The organism is Caulobacter vibrioides (genome assembly GCF_002310375.3).
In the GTDB taxonomy this organism is placed as follows: domain Bacteria; phylum Pseudomonadota; class Alphaproteobacteria; order Caulobacterales; family Caulobacteraceae; genus Caulobacter; species Caulobacter vibrioides_D.
Genome location: NZ_CP023315.3, coordinates 3,038,945 through 3,053,964, shown reverse-complemented (window position 1 = coordinate 3,053,964; position 15,020 = coordinate 3,038,945). Strand labels below are relative to the sequence as shown.

General features: G+C 69.2%; 18 protein-coding genes. 4 read left to right on the top strand and 14 right to left on the bottom strand.

Annotated features, from left to right (window positions below; translation table 11 throughout):
* Positions 1 to 53: 53 nt before the first annotated feature.
* Positions 54 to 914, bottom strand: coding sequence for an MBL fold metallo-hydrolase (locus CA606_RS14420; RefSeq protein WP_096050497.1), 861 nt, complete (start codon positions 912 to 914; stop codon positions 54 to 56).
* A gap of 73 nt (positions 915 to 987) precedes the next feature.
* On the opposite strand from CA606_RS14420, the gene CA606_RS14415 reads away from it, so the two are divergent.
* The 3 genes from CA606_RS14415 to CA606_RS14405 are packed head-to-tail and all read left to right on the top strand — an operon-like array spanning position 988 to position 2,630.
* Entirely contained in the window at positions 988 to 1,350 is a 363-nt protein-coding gene (locus CA606_RS14415) for an ArsR/SmtB family transcription factor (RefSeq protein ID WP_181242904.1), read from the top strand.
* Positions 1,316 to 1,852 (top strand): rhodanese family protein, encoded by a 537-nt coding sequence (locus CA606_RS14410; protein ID WP_096050499.1) that lies wholly within the window; start codon positions 1,316 to 1,318, stop codon positions 1,850 to 1,852. Before CA606_RS14415 ends, CA606_RS14410 begins: the two co-directional genes overlap by 35 nt.
* A 4-nt stretch (positions 1,853 to 1,856) precedes the next feature.
* Positions 1,857 to 2,630, top strand: a complete 774-nt coding sequence (locus tag CA606_RS14405; protein WP_096050500.1) for a sulfite exporter TauE/SafE family protein — start codon at positions 1,857 to 1,859, stop codon at positions 2,628 to 2,630.
* 1 nt (position 2,631) lies between these two features.
* Here CA606_RS14405 and CA606_RS14400 read toward each other — a convergent pair whose 3' ends face one another.
* The 8 genes from CA606_RS14400 to CA606_RS14365 all read right to left on the bottom strand — a co-directional run bounded on the left by CA606_RS14400 (position 2,632) and on the right by CA606_RS14365 (position 9,641).
* On the bottom strand, positions 2,632 to 3,483 hold the full coding sequence (locus CA606_RS14400; RefSeq protein ID WP_096050501.1) for an SDR family NAD(P)-dependent oxidoreductase: 852 nt from the start codon (positions 3,481 to 3,483) through the stop codon (positions 2,632 to 2,634).
* A gap of 312 nt (positions 3,484 to 3,795) precedes the next feature.
* Positions 3,796 to 4,764 (bottom strand): beta-1,6-N-acetylglucosaminyltransferase, encoded by a 969-nt coding sequence (locus tag CA606_RS14395; RefSeq protein ID WP_096050502.1) that lies wholly within the window; start codon positions 4,762 to 4,764, stop codon positions 3,796 to 3,798.
* Positions 4,761 to 4,886, bottom strand: coding sequence for a hypothetical protein (locus CA606_RS14390; RefSeq protein ID WP_096050503.1), 126 nt, complete (start codon positions 4,884 to 4,886; stop codon positions 4,761 to 4,763). Before CA606_RS14390 ends, CA606_RS14395 begins: the two co-directional genes overlap by 4 nt.
* A gap of 207 nt (positions 4,887 to 5,093) precedes the next feature.
* Entirely contained in the window at positions 5,094 to 5,813 is a 720-nt protein-coding gene (locus CA606_RS14385; RefSeq protein WP_096050504.1) for a WbqC family protein, read from the bottom strand.
* On the bottom strand, positions 5,810 to 7,081 hold the full coding sequence (locus CA606_RS14380) for a flagellin modification protein FlmF (protein ID WP_096050505.1): 1,272 nt from the start codon (positions 7,079 to 7,081) through the stop codon (positions 5,810 to 5,812). The genes CA606_RS14385 and CA606_RS14380 overlap by 4 nt, the downstream gene beginning before the upstream one ends.
* On the bottom strand, positions 7,078 to 7,725 hold the full coding sequence (locus CA606_RS14375) for a class I SAM-dependent methyltransferase (RefSeq protein WP_096050506.1): 648 nt from the start codon (positions 7,723 to 7,725) through the stop codon (positions 7,078 to 7,080). The genes CA606_RS14380 and CA606_RS14375 overlap by 4 nt, the downstream gene beginning before the upstream one ends.
* Positions 7,726 to 7,944: 219 nt before the next feature.
* On the bottom strand, positions 7,945 to 8,928 hold the full coding sequence (gene pseG, locus CA606_RS14370; protein WP_096050507.1) for a UDP-2,4-diacetamido-2,4,6-trideoxy-beta-L-altropyranose hydrolase: 984 nt from the start codon (positions 8,926 to 8,928) through the stop codon (positions 7,945 to 7,947).
* On the bottom strand, positions 8,925 to 9,641 hold the full coding sequence (locus CA606_RS14365) for a cytidylyltransferase domain-containing protein (RefSeq protein WP_096050508.1): 717 nt from the start codon (positions 9,639 to 9,641) through the stop codon (positions 8,925 to 8,927). Before CA606_RS14365 ends, pseG begins: the two co-directional genes overlap by 4 nt.
* 180 nt (positions 9,642 to 9,821) lie before the next feature.
* Here CA606_RS14365 and CA606_RS14360 point away from each other — a divergent pair, with 180 nt between their 5' ends.
* Positions 9,822 to 11,789, top strand: coding sequence for an ATP-binding protein (locus CA606_RS14360; RefSeq protein WP_096050509.1), 1,968 nt, complete (start codon positions 9,822 to 9,824; stop codon positions 11,787 to 11,789).
* Between the two features lie 17 nt (positions 11,790 to 11,806).
* Here CA606_RS14360 and CA606_RS14355 read toward each other — a convergent pair whose 3' ends face one another.
* The 5 genes from CA606_RS14355 to greA all read right to left on the bottom strand — a co-directional run bounded on the left by CA606_RS14355 (position 11,807) and on the right by greA (position 14,889).
* On the bottom strand, positions 11,807 to 12,547 hold the full coding sequence (locus tag CA606_RS14355; protein WP_096050510.1) for a hypothetical protein: 741 nt from the start codon (positions 12,545 to 12,547) through the stop codon (positions 11,807 to 11,809).
* Positions 12,548 to 12,747: 200 nt separating this feature from the next.
* Complete coding sequence (locus tag CA606_RS20450) at positions 12,748 to 12,870, bottom strand: hypothetical protein (RefSeq protein WP_272872322.1); 123 nt, start codon at positions 12,868 to 12,870, stop codon at positions 12,748 to 12,750.
* Positions 12,871 to 13,098: a hypothetical protein gene (locus CA606_RS14350; RefSeq protein WP_096050511.1), complete on the bottom strand. Its 228-nt coding sequence runs from the start codon at positions 13,096 to 13,098 to the stop codon at positions 12,871 to 12,873.
* A 45-nt stretch (positions 13,099 to 13,143) separates the two neighbouring features.
* A complete protein-coding gene (locus tag CA606_RS14345; RefSeq protein ID WP_096050512.1) occupies positions 13,144 to 14,301 on the bottom strand; it encodes a mitochondrial fission ELM1 family protein in 1,158 nt (385 codons plus the stop codon).
* 114 nt (positions 14,302 to 14,415) lie between these two features.
* On the bottom strand, positions 14,416 to 14,889 hold the full coding sequence (gene greA, locus CA606_RS14340; RefSeq protein WP_062095643.1) for a transcription elongation factor GreA: 474 nt from the start codon (positions 14,887 to 14,889) through the stop codon (positions 14,416 to 14,418).
* Positions 14,890 to 15,020: the final 131 nt, after the last annotated feature.

Below are 15,020 nucleotides of genomic sequence, written 5' to 3'. Positions count from 1 at the left end.
TATCGCGACGCGACACGAATATCAAGGGCGTGTGTCGCGTTACGATACAGCCCCTACGCCGCCCAGGTCACCGGCAGGCGCAGGAAGATGTTCCCCGCCACCGTCGGGTCGGGCAGGGCGCCGGCGCGGATGTTCACCTGCAGCGACGGCAGGATCAGGGTCGGGGCGGCCAAGGTGGCGTCGCGGGCCTGGCGCATGGCCACGAAGTCGTCCTCCCGGGCGCCGCCGCCCACATGGATGTTGCGCGCCCGTTCCTCGGCCACCGTCGTCTCCCAGCGGTACGTGTCGCGGCCGGCGGGCAGGTAGTCGTGGCCAACGAAGACCCGGGTCTCCGGCGGCAGGGCCAGCACCTTCTGGATCGAGCGATATAGCGTGCGCGCGTCGCCGCCGGGGAAGTCGGCGCGGGCGGTGCCGTAGTCGGGCATGAACAGGGTGTCGCCGACAAAGGCGGCGTCGCCGATCCGATAGGTCAGGCAGGCCGGCGTGTGGCCGGGGGTATGTAGCGCCGCGATCGACAGTTCGCCCAGCGGCAGGACGTCGCCTTCCTCCATCAGCACGTCGAACACCGCGCCATCGGCGGCCACATCGGCCTCGAACACGGGAATGAAGGCCTTCTGGACCTCGGTGATCTTGGCGCCGATGACGATCTTCGCGCCGGTCTGGCGGCGGATCAGGTCGGCGGCCGACAGGTGATCGGCGTGGGCGTGGGTCTCCAGGACATAGGCCAGGTGCAGGCCCTGGTCGCGCACCGCCGCCAGCAGGGCGTCGGCCGAGGTGGTGGAGAGCTTGCCCGCCTTGGGTTCGAAATCCAGCACCGGGTCGATGATCGCGGCGGTCTTGGTGGCCGGATCCACCACCAGATAGCTGGCGGTGAAGGTCGCGGTGTCGAAAAACGCTTGAACGTCGGGTCGCATGGTCAGAGCCTTTCTGCAGCACGGCCTTCATATAAGGACTTGCTAATTTAGAACAAGCTAATATATGGCGCTCATGTTCGATCTTTCGCGTTTCTCCGTCAGCCAGTTCGAGGCCAGCGCCGCTGAAGCCGCCAAGCTTCTGCGCGCCCTGGGCAACGAGCGGCGGTTGATGATCCTTTGCCAGCTCGCCGAGGGCGAACGGTCGGTGGGGCAGATCCAGCCTCTCGTCGGCCTGTCGCAGTCGGCCTTGTCCCAGCACTTGGCGGTGCTGCGCGACGAGGGCGTCGTGGCCGCGCGCCGCGAAGCCACCACGGTCTGGTACCGGATCGCCGACCCCGCCGCCTTGAAGGTGGTGGCGACGCTCGCGGAGATCTTTTGCCCTCCAGCCGAAAGCGCCCCCGATGACCACGCTGTCTCCCACCCCGCTGAAACCTGACGACGCCGCCCAACGCCTGGCCGATGGCCGGGCCGTGCTGGTCGACATCCGCGAAGCTGACGAGTTCGCCCGCCGCCGCGCGCGGGGCGCCTTGTCCCGCCCGCTCTCCACCCTTGAAGCCCAAGGGCTGGGCCTGCCCGACGCCCGCGAGGTGATCTTCACCTGCCGCACGGGCATGCGCACCGGCGCCAACGGCCAGCGCCTGGCCCAGGTTTGTGGGACGGGCGCCTTCGTGCTGGAGGGCGGTCTAGACGCCTGGGACGCCGCCGGCCTGCCGGTTGAACGGAACGAGAAGGCGCCGCTGGAAATGATGCGCCAGGTGCAGATCGGGGCCGGGGTGCTGGTTCTGATCGGCGTCGTGCTGGGCTTGCTGGTTTCGCCGCTGTTCTTCGGGCTCGCCGGCTTCGTCGGCGCCGGCCTGACCTTTGCGGGCGTCACCGGTTTCTGCGGCATGGCCCGCCTCTTGGCCCTGGCCCCGTGGAACCGGCCGGCGGTGGCGTGAGGCCATGGACATCTCGCTGCTGACCGCCGCCCTGAGCGGCGCGCTGGTCGCGCTGCTGCTGACCCTGTTCGGCGGCGGCGGATCGGTGCTGGCCACGCCTCTGCTCCTGTACGTCGTCGGCGTGCGCGACCCGCACGTGGCGATCGGCACCTCGGCGGCCGCTGTGGCGGTCAACGCCGCCGTAGGGCTCCTCGCCCAGGCCAAGGCCGGGCGGGTCAAGTGGCCCTGCGCCCTGACCTTCGGCGCGCCCGGCCTCGTCGGGTCGCTGCTGGGGGCGCACCTAGCCAAGGCGGTCAACGGCCAGCATCTGCTGGTCTGGTTCGCCCTGGCCATGGCGGCGGTGGGGCTGTCGATGTTCCGCGCGCCCGGCTCGCCCGGTGATCCCGACGTGCAGATCGATCCGGCCAAGGCGATGCGGCTGGTTCCCGTGGGCGCGGCCACGGGCCTGGCCGCGGGCTTCTTCGGCATCGGCGGCGGCTTTCTCATTGCGCCCGGCCTGATGGCGGCGACCGGCATGACCCTGGCCAATGCGGCGGCCTCGTCGCTGGTCTCTGTCACGATGTTCGGCGCGGCCACCAGCCTCAGCTACGCGGCCTCGGGCCTGGTGGACGGCCGGCTGTTCCTGGCCCTGATCGCCGGCGGCGCCGCCGGCGTGGCGATCGGCGCCAAGCTCGCACCGCGCCTGGCCGCCCGCGCCCTGCTGGCGCGGCGCCTGTTCGCCGTGATGATCGTCGCCACGGCGGGCTATGTCGCCTGGTGCGCCCTGGGAGGAGCCTGAGCTAGATCAAGCCCAGCCGCTTGCCCGTGGCCTTGTCGATCGTCCGCTTGGGCAGGATCTCGGTCATCAGCACCTGCATCGGCGAGGGCGAGACGACGTAGCGGACCTTGGGCGCCGGCGCGGTCAGGGCGGTGGCGATGGTCTCGCCGATCCGCTCGGGCGGCAGGCCTGATTTGCCAAGGCTCAGCATGAACCCGCGCATCCGCTCCAGCGCCTTGGCGTAGGGGGTGTTGGCGTAGCGGGTGACGTCCACCTGGTCGGCCTTGTCCCAGATCGGGGTGGCCACCGCGCCCGGCGCTACCACCACCACGTCGACCCCGAAGGGCAGGAGCTCGCGGCGCAGCGACTCCGAGAAGCCCTCCAGCCCAAACTTGGTCGTGCAGTAGGGGCCCATGAACGGGTTGGCGTTGCGGCCGCCGACCGAAGAGATATTGACCACCCGTCCCGGCGGGCCCCGGCGCGCGTCGCCCGCCCCCAGCAGCGGCGCGAAGGCCTGGGTGGCGATCAGCACCCCGGTCAGATTGACCTCCAGCTGGTGGCGGAACTCCTCGACCGGCAGATAGAGCAGCGGCCCGGCCACCGCGATCCCGGCGTTGTTGACCAGACCCACGAGGCTCGCGCCGCCCAGCGCCGCCTCGACCTGCCGCGCGGCGGCGCGCACGGCGGCCTCGTCGGCGACGTCGAAGATCAGCGGCGTGAAGGCGTCGCCGAACTCGGTTTTCAGCCGCGCGCTATCGGCGGCCTTGCGGACGCTGCCAAAGACGTGAAAGCCCTTGCCGATCAGCACCTTGGTCGCCGCATGGCCGATGCCGGTCGAGACGCCGGTGATCACGACGGATTTTGTCTGAGCCATGTGCGGTTTCCTCTTCGTATGCAGGGAGGATGGGCGATCTGAACACTGTTCGCTAGGGGGATGGCGCTCCAATCCTCCCCCTAGCGGGGGAGGATTTGCGAGCTGTCCGCTTCGGGTGGGAAGCGGACCTTTGGCTCTCAACGCCCCCTCCGTCTCGCTGCGTATCCGCAGCGATCCACCTCCCCCGCTTCGCGGGGCAGGAGGGGAGTCATTCCTCCTCACCCGTGAAACGGGGGAGGTGGCGCGGCGCCGATAGGCGGCGTGGCGAAGATCAAAACCGCCTCAGCCTCCGCCCGCTCCAGGCCGCCCCCGTCACGCCTCTTGCAGAAGCCGCTTCCCGATCACCTCCGGCGCGGCGGCTGCATTGGCCGCGTCCTGGGTGCGCAGGTGGGCTTCCAGGAGGTCGAAGATCTCGCCGTCCTCCTGCAGGTCGAACTTGCGGGCGAAGAGGTCGGCGCTGGCGGTCAGCTGGGCGGCGTCGGCGGCCACGAAGGTGCGGGGTCGCAGCTTGATGTCGCCGTCGGGGATCCAGTCGATCAACCGCTTGTCGTCATTGATGATTTCGCCATGAACGTCCGTGTTCATCATCACGGTCTGGAAGAAGCCCTCATCGGCGATGAAGGTGTTGCGGTAGAAGGCCTTGTAGCGGTCGACCGACGGGTCGTGGCAGACGAAGTCGCAGAAGGCGCGGCTGACGATCTTCCACTGGGTGCCGATGTAGGGGGTGGCGCCGTCCAGGAAGAGCCGCGTGGCCAGGGTGTCGACGATGCGGTCCTTCAGCTCGACCACATGCTGCAGCACCCGGCCCATGGTGTCGGGCCGCATGCGGGCCTGATCGAGCACCCGGATGAACTCGCGACCGTGATTTTCCGCCAGGAAGGCGCGGATGCGCTTCTGGGTCATCAGCGGAAAGTCCTGGCCCGACAGGTTGATGAAGAAATCCCAGTTCTGGCCCATCTCCAGCAGCGTCTCCATGCCGCGCAGCTCGGCGTCGACCAGGCTGTAGCCGCCCCACAGGGCCTTCTTGCTCTCCAGCACGGCGGCGTTGGGATAGGCGGCCAGGAAGTCGCGGATCTCGGCCTGCAGCGCCGGGCCCGAGTTCTTGTCGACATGGACCAGATAGTAGTTGTCGGGATCGTGGATGGCCCGAAACAGCCGCTTGAACTGCGCGGGATAGCGGTGAACCAGCACCAGATAGGCGATCACATCGCCAGAACCCTGGGCGGGAACGGCGGGCGGGCCGGAGGCGGGGCGCGTGTCGATCGCGGGCGGCCGGCTCAAGTCTTGGTCCCCCGAAGCGCGTCGGGATCGATCGGGCGGGGCCGGGGCGGCTGGCCGCCGGTCGAGCGGGGATCGTTCAGGCCCTTGGGGCGGGAGGGGCGCGTGCCCGGATAGGTTTTCATCGGCGGGTCATTTCTGCTGGCGTGGCGAACGCGCGCGAGCGCGACGCTCCGCGAGAGGAAGCAGCGCTCCGCCGTGCGTCCGGCGAGGGGACGTGAGGGTCGATTTGGGGCCGTCAGGCGGCGCTCCCCGAGGCGGGAGCCTTGGCCGCGGTCACAAGGGAACGCGCGAGACGATATTTCGTAAGGGCGTTTCGTAACGCCTGACCGTCAGCCTATCCGGTCAGGCGACACCAGCTCGCGCATGCCGTTCCAGCCGACATTCATCAGCGCGTCGACAAAGCCCATATAGGGCGCGAACGGTTCGGTTCCTTGCGGGTATTCCACCATCTGGAACGGCTGGAACCGCGCCGGGAAGCCGGCGGCCTGGAAGACGCCGTCTTCTTCCATGTAGTCGGCCGAGCCCATGGGCGAGACGTATGCGTCGGCCTCGACCGCGCGGCAGATGGCCAGCAAGTGCTCCGACCGCGCGCCGGGGGCCTTCAGGTCGGCGGCGCGGACGACCTCTGGGGTGATCCCCAATTGCGCCGCTGCGGCCTGGGTCAGGCCGCAGGTCAGGTCGGCCAGGCCCCCGTCGCGTTCGCGGGCCAACTGCTCGGACATGAAGGCCCAGCCTTCGGCGAAGAACGGCCGCTTGCCATAGGCGTGGCGGATGGCGGCCAGGTGCTTGTCGCGCCAGGGCTGGCTGTCGTCGATCTGGATCGCGTGGATCGGCGTGTCGCGGTCGTGCTTCTTCACCGGCACGGTCAACATCAGCTCGCCCTGGGCGGTCAGGATGCGGTTGCGCGACTGCCACGAGCGGCGGGCGAACTGCACATCGTCGAGGAACACGAACACCGATGCGGCCGCCATCAGCTGGAAGTAGCCAAGATAGGGCAGATAGGTCGGCTGCATGATCGCCGCCGTCCGGAGGGGCGATGCGGCGGTCATCCGGCTCGGGCGACGGCGGGCGCGGCGAGGTCGCGGGCGCGGGCCAGGGCGGCGTTGACCTCGGCCAGCTTGGCGGCCTTGGCGTAGGGCTCCCAGGCGCCGGGGATGAAGCGCTCGCCGAAGCGCTCGGTCAGCTTGCCGCGCAGAGCTTTCAGGCCTGCGATGGCCTCCAGCGAATGATAGATCCAGCGCGGCTGGGCGTCGGCGTGGACCATCGGGCCCAGGGTCGCCGCGCCAAAGCCTGACAACAGGGTCCGCAGCTCGCTGGGCAGGGTCTTGGGATCGGCCTCGCGCACGCACTCGGCCACCACCAGTGTCGTCCCGCCGCTCTCATAGAGATAGGCCCGGAAGGTCGCGCCCTGGGCGGTGAAGTTCTGGACATAGACCGGGCAGGGGCCGTCGAACGCCTCGACCTCATAGACGTAGGTGAAGAAGCTCTTCTTCACGAGCGCGGGCGTGGTCAGGCCCATGGGCTTGAACAGCGGCGTCGGGTTGGCGGCCCAGACGATGGTCTCGTCGGCGGCCGTCTCGGCCAGCAGCTGGCGCGGCGGGACCAGGCAGTTGAGCTCGACCTTGACGCCCAGCTTGACCAGGGCGGCGTGCAGGCCGTCGAACAGCTTGGCGAAGCCGCCCGCCGGCAGGCTGGCCACGAGGTTGGCGGTGCGCCCCGACAGGCCGCGCGGGATGGCGTAGAGCTCGTCCGTCCAGGGATCAGTCGTCTTGGCGCGGGCCAGGGCGGTCAGGTCGGCGGCGGCCGGGAACACCCGGTTGATGGCCATCGGGATCACCGCATCGCCATGCACCAGGGCCGGATCAGCGCCCAGGTGCCAGCGGACATAGTCCTCCAGCGTGGCGGCGATCTCGGGCGGATAGGCGGCCAGACGCGCGGCCAGGCTGTCGTCGGCGGGGGCCTTGACCTTATAGGCCGGGCAGTCGACCGCCGGGCCGCCGAAGTCCCACGTGAAGACGCGGCGGCCGTCGAAGTCGGCGCTCATCGAACCGAAGCGGTTGTCGAAGGTCTCGAACCGCGCGCCGTGGGCGCTCAGGGTCTGGACGATCGGATCGGTCTCGCCGCCGAAATAGACGCAGCCGTCGCGCATCTCGCGGCCGTGGATCAGCTTGGGCCGGGCGACGCCGCCCAGGGCCTCGAAGCGTTCCTGCAGGACGATGTCGCGCCAGCCCAGGCGATGGGCTTCGAAGGCGGCCAGAACGCCCGTCAGGCCGCCGCCGATGATGCGGATGCGTTGCGAGGTCGAGGCGGGGCTCACGCGGTCGCGCCCCAGACCACGAGGTCGCTGTTGGGCGAGACGATCACGCCGTTCTGGACGTTGTCGAACGCCACCTTCAGGGCGGTGGGCTGGGTGAGGCCCAGCTCCTCGACGAGGCGGCGCACCAGGCCGTCCTCGGTGTAGAACAGGTTGAACAGGTCCGCCTCGCCGGTCTCGGGCGTGGCCAGGCGCCAGCCGTTCGGCTCTTCCTCGACGCCCTTGCCGCATCGGAAGTCGTCGATCAGGCGCGTGCGGACAAAGACCTCGGCGCCGGGCGCCAGCCGCGCTCGCGCGGCCGTCAGCACCGCCGTGGCCTGGGCGCTGGTCAGGTAGCAGAGCAGGTTGGGGATCAGCAGCACGTCGATCGGCGCGCCGGGCAGGTCGGGCAGGCCCTTGGAGAGGTCGGCCTCGATCAGGGTGACGTCGTCCCCCAGGTTCCAGCGGCAATCGGCCAGGGCGGCGGCCGAGTAGTCGACATTGGTCAGGTCCCAGCCATAGGCGGCGTAGAGCGACAGGTTGTTGCCCGTGCCACCGCCCAGCTCGACCACCCGGCCGGTCCTCTGGTGCAGGCCACGCTTGAAGAAGTGCCGGGCGATGAACTCGTCCGGATATTTGAGACCGCGGATGTCAGGCAGGGCGCGCATGGTGTCCCGGAGAATCGGGCCGAAGCAGCGAACAACCTGTTAACGATGAGGGTGCGGCGCGAGGCGGGATGTCGCAGGGGGGCAAGCGCCCCCTCCGTCACGCGGCTGCGCCGCGCGCCACCTCCCCCGCAAGCGGGGCAGGAGGGGTGCGATGCCCTCCTCACCCGTGAAACGGGGGAGGTGTCGCGGCGCCGATAGGCGACGTGACGGAGGGGGCGCTTACCGCAACGCCAGAAAAGCCTCCGCCACCCGCTCAGCCCCCCGGCCGTCGCACACCGTCGCGCTGGCGGCCGACAGCGCCGCGCGGCGGCCTGTGTCGGCGATCAGGCCCTGCGCCAACGCCACGAACGCCGCCTCGAAGTCCTCGGCCCCCACATCCAGACACGGCGTAACCCCCGCCGCCTCCAGCGCGCGGGCGGCGGCGATCTGGTTGTCGGCCAGGATCAGGGTCAGGGCCGGCAGGGCCAGGACGCAGCGCTCCCAGGTGGTGGAGCCGCCGGCCCCGATGGCCAGGTCCGCCGCCAGCACCAGGGCCGGCATGTTCTGGGCGTCGATGTGCAGCACAAGGCGCGGGTCCTCGGCGGCCATGGCGCGCAGGGCCGGCAGGCTGGGCGCGGCCCCGCCGACAACGAGATCCAGTGTGATATCGCCCAGGATCGGCGTCAGCAGCGCCACCACCCGGCCGGTGATCCCGCCGACATCGGTCATACCCAGCGACACCAGGATCCGCCGCACCGGACCTAGCTCAGCGCGGCGGGCGAGGGCGGCCTCGCGCAGGGCGACGAAGGCGGGGCGCACCGGCGCGTGGTTCGGACCCAGCAGCAGGCGGGCGTGGGCGGGGACGAGGCCCGCATAGTCTTCGGCCCGGCGCGCGGGCCCTGCGTCCAGCACCAGATCGGCGGCCAGCGGTCGGTCGGCCAGATCGTCGATGACCAGGGTGGGGCGACCCGCCGCGATCCTGCGGTGGTCGTCGGCCGTCAGCGCGTAGTTGTCGAACACCACGGCGTCGAAGGGCTCTGCCGTGTCCGTGCGGGCCATGTCCGGGCCAAAGGCGTCCAGCACCGCCGCGACCTCGGGCGTCGCCAGGAAAGCGCAGGCCGCGCCGCGCGCCTCCAGCGCCCGCGCCAGGGTCAGGGAGCGCATCACGTGGCCCCCGCCGACGCTGGGGCCTGCCGCGCAGACGAAGACGATGCGCAAGCTCATGCCCGCCGGTCGCCGCCGTAGTCCTGCAGGTCCGGCCGGCCGGCGACGAAGGCGCGGATGTCGTCGGAGGTGAAGGCGCGGTTCGTCGGATAAAGGGCGTCATAGACCGCCGCGACGAAGGCGTAGTCGTCGGGTCGGTCGACCGTCCAGCGCACCGCGCCCTGGTCGGGGAAGCACGGCAGCCAGGCGCAGGTCCAGCGCTGCGGCTGGTTCCACAGGTCCCAGGTGACGTGCTCGAAGGCTTCTTTCGTGGTCGCCTCGGCGGCGGCGCGGCGCAGGGCCGCAGCGGTCATCACCTCGACGTCGGTGCCCTTGGGGTGGGCGTGGCCTTCGGGGGTGTTGCTGACATAGTCCGCGCCCTTGGACAGACACAGATCGATCGTGGCGTCGATCAGGCCGGGGTCGGCCAGCGGGCAGTCGGCGGTCAGGCGCACCACGTGATCGGCCGGATGGGCGTCGAGCGCCCCGATGAAGCGCTGCTGCACATTGTCGAGCGAGCCGCGAAACACCGCGATTCCCTCGCGGCGGACGGCGGCCTCGATGGCGTCGTCCTCGGGCCGGTCGGAGGTGGCGACCACCAGCTTGTCGATGCGCTTGGAGCGGGCGACCCGCTCGATCTGCCGCACGATCATCGGCTGGCGCTGGAGGGGCATCAGCACCTTGCCCGGCAACCGGGTGGAGCTCATGCGGGCCTGAAGAATGGCGAGGATCATCCGCTGATTTCACGCGGGTTCGGGGGCGGGGGCAAGGGGGCGAAATGGGGGCGAGGGCGGATGCGGCGAGGGCCGGTGTCTGCGGGACAAATCGCCGCACCCGCGACTTTGGCGTTCGGTGTTCACGCTCGATAGGCTCAGCTTGAGTCGGGACGCTCCGACGGGCGCCGCAGAGGCCTCATGACCCCAGCCAGTCTTTCGGACACACACGCCGTCGACGCTGTTTTGCAGCAGGCGCTCGAAACCGCGCCCGAGGGTTTTGCGTTGTTCGACGCCGAGGATCGCTGCGTCGTCTGGAACGCGCGCTATGGCGAACTCTGGGCCAAGTGGGGCGTCACCCTGACGGCGGGGGCCAGCTTCGAGAGCCTGCTGCGCGCGGGCCTGGCGGCCGGACGCTATCCCGAGGCCGGCGACGACGCGGCGGGCTGGCTGGCCCACAAGCTGAACCTGCGCAAGCTGGACCACACCGAGGAGATCCGCGAAGAGTTCGGCGAGCATCTGCGGTTCGAAAGCCGACGCACGCCCGCCGGCGGCCTCATCACCAGTTGCTTCAACATCACCCAGCTGCGCCGGCGCGAAGTCCAGGCGCTGGCGGCCGGCAGCTTTCTGGACACCATCATCGAGAACACGCCGGCCATGCTGTTCGTCAAGGACGGCGAGACGGGCGCCTTCCTGCTGGTCAACAGGGCCGCCGAAAACCAGCTGGGCGTGCCGCGCGCCGAGCTTCTGGGGCGCAACGACTATGACTTCTTTCCCAAGGAGCAGGCCGACGCCTTCGCCGCCGCCGACCGCCAGGTGATCGATAGCGGCCAGCTCTTCACCATCGACGAAGAGCCGCTGGATACGCCGCACAACGGCCGCCGGTGGCTGCACACCCGCAAGATCGCGATCCCGGGCGAGGATGGGCGTCGCCACCTGCTGGTGATCTGCGAGGACATCACCGAGCGCAAGGCCAGCGCTGCGGCCCTGGCCGAGGCCGTGCAGAAGGCCGAGGCGGCCAGCGTCGCCAAGAGCGAGTTCCTGGCCAATATGAGCCACGAGATCCGCACGCCGCTGAACGGCGTGATCGGCATGGCCGAGGTGCTCAGCCGCACCGCCCTGGACGACGCCCAGCGCGAGATGATGGAGGTGATCCTCAACTCCGGCCGGGCGCTGAACCTGCTGCTCAGCGATATCCTGGATCTGTCCAAGATCGAGGCCCGGGGGCTGGAGTTGTCGCGCGAGCCGCTGGACCTGCGCGAGGCGATCACCGCTGCGGTCGCCGTCTTCAAGGCGGTCGCCGAGAGCAAGGGCCTGGCCTTCCGGCTGACCTTCGCCGACGATTTCCACGACCATGTCCTGGGCGACGCGCTGCGCATCCGCCAGATCGTGGCCAACCTGACCAGCAACGCCGTCAAGTTCACGGCCTCCGGATCGGTGACGATCGAGGCGTGCACAAGGGTCGAGCCTGACGGTCGGATCGACCTGACCGTCAGCGTCCAGGACACGGGCGAGGGGTTCGACAGCGCCATGGCCGATCGGCTCTTCGAGCGGTTCCAGCAGGCCGATGGCTCGGTGACGCGCAAGGTCGGCGGCACCGGGCTGGGACTGCCGATCGCTCGCCGCCTGGCCCGGTTGATGGAGGGCGACGTCTCCTGCGCGGCCCAGCCGGGCAGGGGCGCCACCTTCCTGTTCGAGGCCCGCTTCGTCGCCGACGGACGGCGGCCCCAGCCGGCGCCGGTCGAGCCGCGCGGCGAGGGGACCCTGGATCGGCGCCTGCGGGTGCTGCTGGCTGAGGACCATCCCACCAATCAGAAGGTGATCGGGCTGATGCTGGCCGACGCCGCCGACGTCGTCGTGGCCGTCGACGGCCGGGCTGCGGTCGAGGCCTATGAAAAGGACGCCTTCGACGTGGTGCTGATGGACACCCAGATGCCGGTCATGGACGGCCTAGCCGCCATCGCCGAGATCCGCAGGCGCGAACTCCAGGCGCAGGCGCGGCGCATTCCGATCATCTCGCTGACGGCCAACGCCATGCCCCACCAGGTCCAGGCTTGCCTGGAGGCCGGCGCTGATCTGCACCTGGCCAAGCCGGTCAGCATCCAGGGCCTCTTCGCCACGCTCAGCGCGGCGCTGGAGGTAGGAGCGGGCGGCGAGGGCTCCGTCTAACGGGTGTGGGGAGCCTTCTACAGCGCCGCGAGGCGGGCCGCCTGATCGGCAGGCAGGGAGAGCAAGCCGTTCAAATAGGCCAACGCCGATTGGCACCTGACCGCGTCGGACTGTTGGCGAGGCGCGCCATGGCTCAGGGCCTCCAGCCATCCGGCATCGCCGCCCGCTCGCAGGAACGCCGCCTTGGCCGCTTCGCGGTCTGCCGATGATGGCGCGGCGCGGGTGACGGGGCTCGCCTTGCCCTTCAGCGCGACCTTTAGTCGGTGTTCGCCCTCCAGGGACAGGCGTTTGGCGATGGTGGGCGTGAGCGTGCGCGCCGCGTCGGCGCTGAGGCCGCCAAACTCGACGGACTCATAGCAAGCGCGTGGGCTTACGACGCGCATCTGGTCGATCGCTTCGGCTTGGCGACGGACAAAGCCGAGCAGATCGGGGGTCGGCGCCTGTTTCAGATAGGGTTCGACCCGTCGCCGGATGTCGGAGCCGAACTGAAAGGCGCGCTGGTTGAGGTCGCTCTGTGTCGCGCCGGTCTTGCGCGCTGTGATCATCTCGCTTTCGAAACCGAGGTAGTCTTCGGGATAGGTCTGACGAATGAGCGCCATCAGTTCTTCTGCGCCAGCGTCGCGGGGCTGGGCGCGAAAGGCGTCTCGCTCTGCCTGGCTGATCGCCGAGCCGTTGTGGGATGGCGCGTGGGTTTGAGCAAAGGCCGCCGTCGCCGCCATGAGCGCGATAGAGGCGAGGATCGCCCGATGAACCCGCATGGAATGTTTCCGAATAACAACTTCAGCGCGTTTTATCGCGACAACGCCAAGGTGTCAGCCAAAACGCGGGGCGCGATCTCGATCGCCGCCTCAGTCGCCGCAGCGCTGCTTCATTTTCCTGCTCAGCCGCTCTGGCCGCCGCCTATCGCGGCGGCGCCTTCCGATGCGGCTTGGCTCGCATCGAGAGCCAGAACGACGTCTTACTCGCCCCGACGCGGCTTTTTCTTTTCAATCGAATAGCCGCGCATGAAAAACCAATGCACGCCGAACGCGCTGATCATGAAGAGCCAGATGATCAACTGAGCTTGGAAGTATCGGTCCATCTAATCCTCCACGCCGTTGAGAATGTAATGCACGCCACCTTGCAGGGCAATGAAGCCGACCAAGCCGCCCAGCATGAGCCATGGGTTGGACTGCCCTGACGCTAGCGGCTGCAACAGGGCCGAACCCAAGAACGCGATCGAGCCGGCGTTACAGGTCGCCGCCAGCGCTTTGCGCTGTTCGTTACGGGCGGCCTTTCCGGGTGGGGGTGTGATCCGCAGCTCAATCATGGCGTGAACATTGCGGGAACATTCGCGCGCCGGCAACGAGAAAAATCAGGATTTCGGCTTAGCCGCGCGAGGCTTGCGAACCTTCGGCGCGGCGGCTTCGGTCGGCGCCTTGGCCTCAGCGCCGGGGCGGGCCTTGGGCTTGGGCTTGGGCTTCGCCACAACCGCCGGTTCGACCTCAGCCGCCGCCTGCGGAACCTCCACCCCGATCCTGGCCAGCACCTCGCGCGCGGCGCGGTCGGTTTCGTTGACGGGGTCGTAGGTCCAGCCGTGGAAGGCGCCGCCATAGGGGCGGGCCGCGCCCTGGCGTTCCAGCTCCTCGTGGAACATGCGGAACTTCAGGCTGGAGCCGTCCATCTTCAGCACGAAGACCGGCTTGCCGGTCGAGGCCGCTTCGGTGGCCATGTTGGTCGAGTCCTCGGTGACGAGGATGTAGTCGGCGGCCGCCAGGAAGGCGAAGTACGGGTTGGGGCCCTCGCCGTTCCAGACCATGCCGGGCAGGTGGCGCAGGCGGGCGGTCATCAGGGCGCGGGCGGTCTCGGGCGTACGGCGCGAGAAGGTCATCAAGAGGCTGCCGCCGTCCTGCTCCAGCGGGATCTGGATCGCGTGGGCGATCTGGGCCGCGCGCTCGCTGGAGAGGTCGAAGGCCTTGGACTTGCCGCCCACCAGCACCGCCACGCGCGGGCGGGGCAAAGGATCGATCAGCTCTTTGAAGGCCTCATACTCGGCGGCCAGGCGCTCAGGGGTCACCCGGTGCGGCGAGCCGGTGATCGGGAAGATGTTGTCGCCCGACATGCGGTCGTGCTTGGGCGGGATCACCAGGTCGAACATGTGCGGCGGCACGCGCGGGTCCTGGATCTGGACCACAAAGCTCTTGCCCCCCGACCAGCGCTTGGCGCGGATCGACAGGGGCAGGGTGGCGCGGCCGGCGGCGATCCACAGGTCGGGCCAGTCGTCGGGGTTGCGGCTGGCGGGAAGGCCGCTTTCCGGCGTCAGCCAGCGCTTGGGCAAGAGGTTCAGCCACCAGGGCAGGCGGCCGATATTGCCTTGCCAGCCCACGCGCTTGACCGTGACCTCGCAGGGCACGAGGCGCGAGAGCGCTTCGGACAGGCCCACCACCTGGGCCTCGATACCGGCGCGACCGTCGGACACGGCCCACACCTTCAGCGGCGTGGTCTTCGACGGAGACGGTTGGGCCTTGGTCAAATCATCGATCCCGAAAGCGCCAAACAGGCAGGCGGCAAACGAAACAAGGCCGCTAAGCTAGCGGCCTCGTTCCGTTGAACCCAACTTGTGGCGTTGCTGAGGCGGAGGGCCGCCTTACAGCCACTCCACCTTGAGGATCTCATAGGCCTTGACGCCGCCGGGCGTGTTGACCTCGACCACTTCGCCGACTTCCTTGCCGATCATCGCGCGCGACAGCGGCGAGGACAGCGAGATGCGGCCCGACTTCACGTCGGCCTCGTGGTCGCCCACGATCTGGTAGCGCGCCTCTTCCTCGGTGTCCTCATCGACCACCGAGACCGTGGCGCCGAACTTCACCTGCTTGCCCGAAAGCTTGGACACGTCGATGACCTGGGCGCGGGCGATCTTGTCCTCGATCTCGGCGATCTGGCCTTCGATCCAGCCCTGACGCTCCTTGGCGGCATGGTACTCGGCGTTTTCCGACAGGTCGCCATGCGAGCGCGCTTCGGCGATCGCCGCGATCACGGCCGGTCGTTCGACGGTCTTCAAACGCTTCAGTTCTTCGTCGAGGGTCTGATACCCCGCGACGGTCATCGGCACTTTTTCCATTGCGGATTTTAGCTCGGACGCCTTGGGAGGAAGATCTTCCAGTCGCGGGCGCGCGCAACCAGGGGCTGGAAGGATAGGCGCCCGGTTTGGCTAAAGCAAGGGGGCCACGCTCCGGCGTTCGGCGCGGGGGT

Excerpts from the sequence above, each read along its gene's own strand:
- CA606_RS14420 (WP_096050497.1), bottom strand. The coding sequence starts at position 914 with ATGCGACCCGACGTTCAAGCGTTTTTCGACACCGCGACCTTCACCGCC.
- CA606_RS14415 (WP_181242904.1), top strand. The coding sequence starts at position 988 with ATGTTCGATCTTTCGCGTTTCTCCGTCAGCCAGTTCGAGGCCAGCGCC.
- CA606_RS14410 (WP_096050499.1), top strand. The coding sequence starts at position 1,316 with ATGACCACGCTGTCTCCCACCCCGCTGAAACCTGACGACGCCGCCCAA.
- CA606_RS14405 (WP_096050500.1), top strand. The coding sequence starts at position 1,857 with ATGGACATCTCGCTGCTGACCGCCGCCCTGAGCGGCGCGCTGGTCGCG.
- CA606_RS14400 (WP_096050501.1), bottom strand. The coding sequence starts at position 3,483 with ATGGCTCAGACAAAATCCGTCGTGATCACCGGCGTCTCGACCGGCATC.
- CA606_RS14390 (WP_096050503.1), bottom strand. The coding sequence starts at position 4,886 with ATGAAAACCTATCCGGGCACGCGCCCCTCCCGCCCCAAGGGCCTGAAC.
- CA606_RS14385 (WP_096050504.1), bottom strand. The coding sequence starts at position 5,813 with ATGACCGCCGCATCGCCCCTCCGGACGGCGGCGATCATGCAGCCGACC.
- CA606_RS14375 (WP_096050506.1), bottom strand. The coding sequence starts at position 7,725 with ATGCGCGCCCTGCCTGACATCCGCGGTCTCAAATATCCGGACGAGTTC.
- pseG (WP_096050507.1), bottom strand. The coding sequence starts at position 8,928 with ATGAGCTTGCGCATCGTCTTCGTCTGCGCGGCAGGCCCCAGCGTCGGC.
- CA606_RS14365 (WP_096050508.1), bottom strand. The coding sequence starts at position 9,641 with ATGATCCTCGCCATTCTTCAGGCCCGCATGAGCTCCACCCGGTTGCCG.
- CA606_RS14360 (WP_096050509.1), top strand. The coding sequence starts at position 9,822 with ATGACCCCAGCCAGTCTTTCGGACACACACGCCGTCGACGCTGTTTTG.
- CA606_RS14355 (WP_096050510.1), bottom strand. The coding sequence starts at position 12,547 with ATGCGGGTTCATCGGGCGATCCTCGCCTCTATCGCGCTCATGGCGGCG.
- CA606_RS20450 (WP_272872322.1), bottom strand. The coding sequence starts at position 12,870 with ATGGACCGATACTTCCAAGCTCAGTTGATCATCTGGCTCTTCATGATC.
- CA606_RS14350 (WP_096050511.1), bottom strand. The coding sequence starts at position 13,098 with ATGATTGAGCTGCGGATCACACCCCCACCCGGAAAGGCCGCCCGTAAC.
- greA (WP_062095643.1), bottom strand. The coding sequence starts at position 14,889 with ATGGAAAAAGTGCCGATGACCGTCGCGGGGTATCAGACCCTCGACGAA.